Raw genomic sequence first — 7,445 nt, 5'->3', positions numbered from 1 at the left:
GGCCAACGGAGGCCGCAGCAAGCGCGACCATGAACACGGGCGGCGCGATAGGCCGGAGAGAGCGAGGGACGAGGCCAACGGAGGCCGCAGCAAGCGCGACCATGAACACGGGCGGCGCGATAGGCCGAAGAGAGCGAGGGACGAGGCCAACGGAGGCCGCAGCAAGCGCGACCATGAACACGGGCGGCGCGATAGGCCGAAGAGAGCGAGGGACGAGCCAACGGAGGCCGCAGCAAGCGCGACCATGAGCTCAGAGCCGCACGCGGCGAGCGGCGGGTGGCGGCGGGGCGGGGCACGCAGCGCGTTCGTGCCGGAGCGGCTGGAGTTCGTGCCGGTCGAGCGGCTCGGCGCGGGCACGTGCGGCTGCTCCACCTGCCACGGCCGCCCGCTGCGCGAGCTGGCGCGGGCCGAGGAGCTCGAGGTCAACACCCACAACGCCAAGGTCCTGCACCGCCTGCACCACCGCCTGCTGCGTGCCACGCATCGGGAGCGGTGGTGGCGGGAGCTCGCGGCGGCGGCGGCGCTCACGGCCTGAGGACGACCGCTCGCCGAAAGTTTCGTACCGTTCACCGCTTGATTCATGCCCTGATGGAGCGCACAAAGGGACACTCACAGGAGCTCAAACAGGCACGTTGCCAGTATGAAACTTTCATCGCCTACTCGCAACGTTTCCAAAAGAAGAGAGGAGTCCCATGAAGGTGACAGCCCGCATCGCGGGCGCCGTGATCGCCGCGGTGACACTCGTCATCGCGAGCTTGATCACGGCGCCGCCGGCGGCCTCGGCGCAGCTGACGGAGGTGACCGGTTTCGGTACCAACCCCACCAACTTACGCATGCACCTCTACGTCCCCGACGGAATCCCCGCCCGCCCGGCACTGTTGGTGGCCGTCCACTACTGCACGGGCTCCGGCCCGGCCTTCTACTCGGGCACCGAGTTCGCCGCGCTGGCCGACCAGCACAAGTTCATCGTGATCTACCCGTCGGCGACCAGAAGCGGCTCCTGCTACGACGTCTCCTCGCCGCAGGCGCTGCGCCACGACGGCGGCAGCGACCCGGTGGGCATCGTCTCCATGGTCAGGTACGTCCAGCAGCGCTACAACACCGACCCCGAGCGTACCTATGCCACGGGCGCGTCCTCCGGCGGCATGATGACGAACGTGCTGCTGGGCGCCTACCCCGACGTGTTCAAGGCAGGCGTGTCGTTCATGGGCGTGCCCTTCGGCTGCTTCGCCACCACGGACGGCTCGAGCTGGAACAGCCAGTGCGCCAACGGCCAGCGCATCATGACCCCGCAGCAGTGGGGCGACCTGGTACGCGCCGCGTACCCCGGCTACAGCGGCCCCCGTCCGCGCATGCAGGTGTGGCACGGCACCGAGGACTCCACACTGCGTTATCCGAACTTCCAGGAGCAGATCAAGCAGTGGACCAACGTCCACGGCCTGAGCCAGACCCCGAGCCTCACCGACCAACCCCAGTCCGGCTGGACACGGACCCGGTACGGAGGCACCGGCACCACCGTCCCGGTCGAGGGCATCAGCCTTCAGGGCGTCGGGCACAACCTGCCGATGGGCGGGATGGCCGCCGCCGCGATCGCGTTCCTCGGGCTGAACACCGGGGGCGGCGGCCCGTCGCAGTCACCGAGTCCGCAGCCGCCGGGGGCGTGCCAGGTCACGTACACGATGAACACGTGGAACACCGGCTTCACGGCCGCCGTCACGATCACCAACACGAGCACCACGCAGCTGTCCTCCTGGTCCCTGGGCTTCACGCTGCCCGCCGGCCAGACGGTCACCTCCGTGTGGAACGCGACGCTCTCTCCCAACTCCGGCCAGGTCACGGCCAGGAACGTCGGCTACAACGGCACCCTCGCAGCGGGCGCCGCCACGCAGTTCGGCTTCCAGGCCACACACAACGGCAACACCGCCAAGCCGCCGGCCTTCACGCTCAATGGGGCCGCCTGCACCTGACGATCCCCCTGTCCGCCCGGCGCCGGATCACCCGGCGCCGGATCACCCGGCGCCGGGCACCGGGCGCGGGGCACCGAGCGCCGGGCGCCGAGCACCGTGCGCCGAGCACCGGGCGCCGAGCACCGGGCGCCGGGCGCCGAGCACCGGGCACCGGCATTGCGGCGCTACCACGGGGCCACGCCAGGCCGCCTTGAGCACGCCACTGAGCCGCTTGTCCACAGGACGATTCCCACCTTCGCCCGGCATCCACAGAATGCGATTCGCCCCCATCACGACCCCGGCCGGCCCGGCATCCTCGTTGCCACATCGACCAGCACGAACGACGCCCACCACCACACCCTCCCGTCGAGAGGAAGCACGAGATGCCCGGAGGCCCGCCCACGCTCGGGTTCAGCCTGATCATCTACGCCATGGTCGGCCTGGTCACCCTGATCGCTCTCAAGCTGCGAAGGAGGCGCAGGTGAAGACCCTCACGGTCATCGTCCCGGCCCACAACGAGGAGGACGGGCTCCCCGCGACCCTGCGATCCATAGCCGCCCAGACCGTCCCGCCCGAGAAGGTCATCGTCATCGACGACGGCTCGACCGACCGCACGAGCGAGGTGGCCGCCGCCCACGGCGCAACGGTCCTTCGCCCGCCCCGCAACCTGGGAAGCAAGGCCAAGGCCCAGAACCACGCGCTCCCTCACTGCGACACCGACCTCGTCCTGGCCGTGGACGCCGACACGGTGCTCGCCCCTGACTACATCGAGCGCATCAAGCCCGCCTTCGACGACCCGGAGGTGGGCGTGGCCGCGGGAAACGTGCAGACCCGATTCGCCCGCACCCCTGGGAGCGCGGCAGATCCACCGAATACCTCTTCGGCTTCCACTGGCACCGCCCGATCCAGCAACTGGCCAACAGCCCCATGGTCTGCTCGGGCTGCTGCTCGGTGTTCAGGCGCAGCACCCTCGCGGCATTCGGCGGCTTCCCCGAGCGGACCATCGTCGAGGACATGGACTTCACCTGGAGCCAGCAACTGGAGGGCCGCAAGGCGGTTTACGTCTCCGACGCCATGGCCTGGGCCGCCGACCCGGAAACCCTCACCTACCTCCGCAAGCGGGTGTGGCGCTGGATGGCGGGCTTCATGCAGAACGTCCGCCTGCACCTCCCGCGCCTCCTCACCCGCAAGCCCATGCTGGCGACCTGGATCGTGATCGCGCTCCTGGAGATCCTCCTCGCCCCGCTGTGGTGGGCCACCCCGCTGATCCTCACCCTGGCCCTGCACGAGCCGGTGGCCCGCACAATGACGTGGTGGGCGGGCAGTGAGCTGCTCCTCACCACTCCCACCCTCCTCTACGCCGCCGGCCGCCGCCGCCTCCCCCTCCACCAGGTCCTGTTCAACCTGCCGTTCGTCTACCTGAACAAGGCCGTCAACCTCTACTACGCCTGGAAGGCCATGGCGGTCGAGCTGATCATGGTCCCCCTGCGCTTGTCCCCCGGCCTCCTCACGTACGAGAAAGGCCGCTGACCAGACACGCCTCCACAACCTTTGTCGAGTTTCGTAAATTCGTTGTTATCTAGGTTTCGAGTGCGTTTCGTCCCCTAGACGGCGCATTTGCCCGTCCATAGGGTGCTATCCACGACGGGAAAGTCACCTACCGTACATCCGTCGTAACCCCCGATCAGCAATGGCGCTCGAGCGGCCACTCCCGAGCGTGCGTGCGGGAGACCGCGGGCGCGTGGCATAGGGAGCACTGTGCGAAGGTTCGTCGCCTCTCTGTTCGGCCAGGTCCTCATCGCCGCCGTCATCGGCGCTGCGGTAGGCCTGCTCTTCCCGGCCTTCGCTGCCGAGCTCAAACCCCTCAGCGACGGCTTCATCACCTTGATCAAGATGGTCATCACACCGCTGGTGTTCTGCGTGGTCGTCGCGGGCATCGCGGGAGCGGGCGAGCTCAAGCGGGTCGGCCGGGTCGGCCTCAAGACGATCATCTACTTCGAGGTCATCACCACCATCGCGCTGATACTCGGCCTGGTGCTCGCCCTGGTCTTCCAGCCGGGCGCGGGCATGAGCGTCGACCCGGCCTCCCTCGACGCCTCCAAGCTCGCGACCCAACAGGACAACGCCGCCAAACTCGCCGAAGGCGGCCCGGTCGGCTTCATCCTGGGGCTCATCCCCTCCTCGGTGGTGGGCGCTTTCGCCGAGGGCAACGTGCTGCAGGTGCTGCTGTTCGCCGTGTTGTTCGGCTGCGGCCTGCTGCTGGTCGGGGAGAAGGCGCGCCCGGTCGGCCAGTTCATCGAGGCGACCACGGAGGTGCTGTTCAAGGTCGTCTCGCTGATCGTGCGGCTCGCCCCGCTGGGCGTGCTCGGCGCGGTGGCGGTCACCGCGGGCAACTCGGGTGGCGACGCCCTGGTCCGGCTGGGCTGGCTCGTCGTGCTCTTCTACGCCGCGGTCGTGATCTTCGTCGTGGTGATTCTCGGTTTCGTGGCCAGGCTGGCCGGGTTCAACATCTTCAAGCTGATCGGATACCTCCGCGAGGAGGTCCTGGTCGTCCTGGGCACGGCCTCGTCCGACAGCGTGCTCCCGCAGGTGATGCGGAAGCTGGAGCACATGGGGATCAAGAAGTCCACGGTCGGCCTCGTCATCCCGACCGGCTACTCCTTCAACCTGGACGCCTTCTCGATCTACCTCACCCTCGCCGCCGTCTTCATCGGGCAGGCCACCGGCGTGCCGCTGTCCATCGGCGACCTGCTGGTGGTGCTGCTCGTGGCCCTGGTCACTTCCAAGGGCGCACACGGCATCCCCGGCTCGGCCATCGTGGTGCTCGCTGCCACGCTCGCCTCGATTCCGACGATCCCGGTCGCGGGCCTGGTCCTGGTGCTGTCGGTGGACTGGTTCATGGGCATGGCCCGTGCGGCCGGCAACCTGCTCGGCAACTCGGTGGCCACCGTGGTCATCGCCGCCTGGGAGGGCGACATCGACAAGGACCGTGCCGCGAAGGTCCTGGACGGCCAGGAGGTCGCCCCGACAAGCACGGAGGAGGAGCCTGCGACCGTGCCGGCCTAGGACCGCCCACCCGAGTTCGGGCCTGACATCGCCGCGCCGTATGTGCGCCGCGCACCGGTCCTGCCAGGTGCGCGGTGTCCATCGCCAACGGGTCGACGGCAGGTGTACCCGTCGTTGTGCCTCTGCGAACTGCCAAGACCCTTGCGCCGGGTCCGGCGACGCCTAGCGGGTCGGCACCGCCCGCGACCGAACCCGGCTCAACAAGGCACTCTTCACCCATATAAAGATCAAAGGCGGCCGGGTCAGCGATGGCGCCTTCCGACCGCCCTTTGACGATCTGTTCCGTATGTTTGAATACGGAATGTTGGTGGAGCTATGGGGATTCGAACCCCAGACCTCCTCCATGCCATGGAGGCGCGCTACCAACTGCGCTATAGCCCCTGGTCACCGCTACGAGTCCACCCGTTGCGGCGCTCCGAGAGCATATAGCCATCCGCGCCGATTCGCCTAATCGCGCCGCCCGTCCGTGCTCTGGCCAGGCCGTGCGGGAGACGACGGAGGCCGCCGTCGATGGACTGCTCCGAGATCCGCCGCCGTACGGCCCCCGAGCCGTACGGGGTCGTTATGCTTCGGCGTCCGGCCGGTCGTCGCTGTGGACCGGCTCCGGCAGGGTCCCGGCGTTGTGCTCGAGCAGCCGCCAGCCCTTGCGCCCTTCCTGCAGCACGGACCAGGAGCAGTTGCCCAGCCCACCGAGCGCCGGCCACAGCTCCTCGGGCAGCCTGAGCAGCTCGCAGATGCCGAGCCGGAGCGCGGCGCCGTGCGAGGCCACGACCAGCAGCCCGTCGTCGTCGAGCCGGCCTGCCCACCGGCGCATGGCCGCCCCCACGCGTGCGGCGACGTCCGTGACAGACTCGCCGTCCGGGGCGTCCCAGGCGGCGTACTCCACGGGCCAGCGGGCGGCGATCTCCTCACGCGTCAGCCCTTCCCACTGGCCGCCGCCGCGTTCGCGGAAGTCCTTGTCGACCGCCACGTCGAGCCCGACGACACGCCCGAGCGCCAGCGCGGTGTCGTTGGCCCGTTGCAGGTCTGAGGAGACGATGAGCGTGGGCCGCAGCGAGGCCAGCAGCGACGCGGCCCTGGCGGCCTGCGCGACGCCGGTCTCGTCGAGCGGGATGTCGGAGTGTCCTTGGAACCGCTGCTCAACGTTCCACAACGTCTGCCCATGTCGCAGGCATACAATGCGCTTGCTCATGCAGCTTCCTCGCCAAAGGGCGCGAAATCGGCATGAGCATGGCTCCTGCGTCTGATGGTTGCTTCGCTCCGGTCACTCACGCGCGCGCCCGCTGGAGGTTGGCCTGCATGACGCTCTCCGGCAGCGAGATGGCCGGGCAGTCCTTCCACAGGCGCTCGAGCGCGTAGAACGTGCGGTCCTCTTCATGCTGGACGTGCACGACGATGTCGATGTAGTCGAGCAGCACCCAGCGGCCCTCGCGCTCGCCCTCGCGGCGCACGGGCTTGGCGTCGGCCTCGGTGCGCAGCCGATCCTCGATCTCGTCGACGATGGCGCGGACCTGGCGGTCGTTGGTGGCGGAGCAGAGCAGGAAGGCGTCGGTGATGACGAGCTGTTCGCTCACGTCGTAGGCGAGGATGTCATCGGCCAGCTTGTCGGCCGCCGCCTCCGCGGCGATGCGCACGAGCTGGACGGATCTGTCAGATGCGGTCACGATGCGGGTCTGTCCTCCTGTGTCGGCAGCATGCCCTTATGTTGAGGGTACCCTTCCGGCCCGAAACCCCTCACGTACCGGCACAGATCCGTTCACCCCTGGCCGTGATACAGCCCCCGCTTGTTGATGTACTGGACGATTCCGTCCGGCACCAGATACCAAATCGGCTCCCCCTTGGCCACGCGCTGCCGGCACTCCGACGAGGAGATGGCCAGGGCGGGAATCTCCAGCAACGTGACCTTTCCCGCAGGCAGCCCGGGATCGTGCAGGGTGTGGCCCGGACGCGTGCAGCCGACGAAGTGGGCCAGCTCGAACAGCTCGTCGGCGTTCTGCCAGCCGAGAATGGCCTCGAGCGCGTCGGCGCCGGTGATGAAGTAGAGCTCGACCTGCGGGCCATAGATTTCGGCAATATCGCGCAAAGTGTCGATGGTGTACGTCGGTCCCGGCCGGTCCACATCCACCCTGCTCACGGAGAACCGGGGATTCGACGCGGTCGCGATCACCGTCATCAGATAGCGGTCCTCGGCGGCGGACACCTCGCGCTCCGACTTCTGGTACGGGCGACCGGTCGGCACGAAAACGACCTCGTCCAGCTCGAAGTGGTGAGCGACCTCGCTGGCCGCGACAAGGTGTCCATGATGGATGGGATCGAACGTCCCGCCCATCACTCCTACTCGCCTAATCCCCTGCACACCAGGCGCATTCATCATGAAACGGACCTTACGCGGACACCTTACGACAACATGATGGCACCCCCCTTGACGATGGC

7 protein-coding genes, 1 tRNA gene and 1 pseudogene are annotated in these 7,445 nt (G+C 68.3%); 5 read left to right on the top strand and 4 right to left on the bottom strand.

Going from position 1 to position 7,445, the window contains the following annotated elements:
* Positions 1-244 precede the first annotated feature (244 nt).
* The 5 genes and pseudogenes from Q9G87_RS59050 to dctA all read left to right on the top strand — a co-directional run bounded on the left by Q9G87_RS59050 (position 245) and on the right by dctA (position 5,012).
* Positions 245-535, top strand: a complete 291-nt coding sequence (locus Q9G87_RS59050; protein ID WP_305925452.1) for a hypothetical protein — start codon at positions 245-247, stop codon at positions 533-535.
* A gap of 157 nt (positions 536-692) precedes the next feature.
* A complete protein-coding gene (locus tag Q9G87_RS59045) occupies positions 693-1,967 on the top strand; it encodes an extracellular catalytic domain type 1 short-chain-length polyhydroxyalkanoate depolymerase (protein ID WP_305925451.1) in 1,275 nt (424 codons plus the stop codon).
* A 460-nt stretch (positions 1,968-2,427) separates the two neighbouring features.
* Positions 2,428-2,778, top strand: a pseudogene (locus tag Q9G87_RS61255) (glycosyltransferase family 2 protein); the annotation flags it as partial.
* A gap of 2 nt (positions 2,779-2,780) precedes the next feature.
* Entirely contained in the window at positions 2,781-3,476 is a 696-nt protein-coding gene (locus Q9G87_RS59040; RefSeq protein WP_371826014.1) for a glycosyltransferase, read from the top strand.
* Positions 3,477-3,704: 228 nt separating this feature from the next.
* Complete coding sequence (dctA, locus tag Q9G87_RS59035) at positions 3,705-5,012, top strand: C4-dicarboxylate transporter DctA (RefSeq protein WP_305925450.1); 1,308 nt, start codon at positions 3,705-3,707, stop codon at positions 5,010-5,012.
* 305 nt (positions 5,013-5,317) lie between these two features.
* Here dctA and Q9G87_RS59030 read toward each other — a convergent pair.
* The 4 genes from Q9G87_RS59030 to nadD form a co-directional block, all read right to left on the bottom strand.
* Positions 5,318-5,393 (bottom strand) — tRNA-Ala (locus Q9G87_RS59030).
* A 181-nt stretch (positions 5,394-5,574) separates the two neighbouring features.
* Positions 5,575-6,204 (bottom strand): histidine phosphatase family protein, encoded by a 630-nt coding sequence (locus tag Q9G87_RS59025; protein WP_305925449.1) that lies wholly within the window; start codon positions 6,202-6,204, stop codon positions 5,575-5,577.
* Positions 6,205-6,280: 76 nt separating this feature from the next.
* Positions 6,281-6,676, bottom strand: a complete 396-nt coding sequence (gene rsfS / locus Q9G87_RS59020) for a ribosome silencing factor (protein ID WP_305925448.1) — start codon at positions 6,674-6,676, stop codon at positions 6,281-6,283.
* A gap of 92 nt (positions 6,677-6,768) precedes the next feature.
* On the bottom strand, positions 6,769-7,386 hold the full coding sequence (nadD, locus tag Q9G87_RS59015; RefSeq protein ID WP_305925447.1) for a nicotinate-nucleotide adenylyltransferase: 618 nt from the start codon (positions 7,384-7,386) through the stop codon (positions 6,769-6,771).
* Between the last annotated feature and the right edge of the window lie 59 nt (positions 7,387-7,445).

The sequence above is a fragment of the Nonomuraea turcica genome (assembly GCF_030718205.1).
GTDB lineage: Bacteria > Actinomycetota > Actinomycetes > Streptosporangiales > Streptosporangiaceae > Nonomuraea.
This window is presented reverse-complemented; position numbering and strand designations above follow the sequence as displayed.

What these genes read in the sequence shown, in the direction of transcription:
- Q9G87_RS59050 (WP_305925452.1), top strand. Translation starts at nt 245, where the DNA reads ATGAGCTCAGAGCCGCACGCGGCGAGCGGCGGGTGGCGGCGGGGCGGG.
- Q9G87_RS59025 (WP_305925449.1), bottom strand. Translation starts at nt 6,204, where the DNA reads ATGAGCAAGCGCATTGTATGCCTGCGACATGGGCAGACGTTGTGGAAC.
- Q9G87_RS59045 (WP_305925451.1), top strand. Translation starts at nt 693, where the DNA reads ATGAAGGTGACAGCCCGCATCGCGGGCGCCGTGATCGCCGCGGTGACA.
- nadD (WP_305925447.1), bottom strand. Translation starts at nt 7,386, where the DNA reads ATGATGAATGCGCCTGGTGTGCAGGGGATTAGGCGAGTAGGAGTGATG.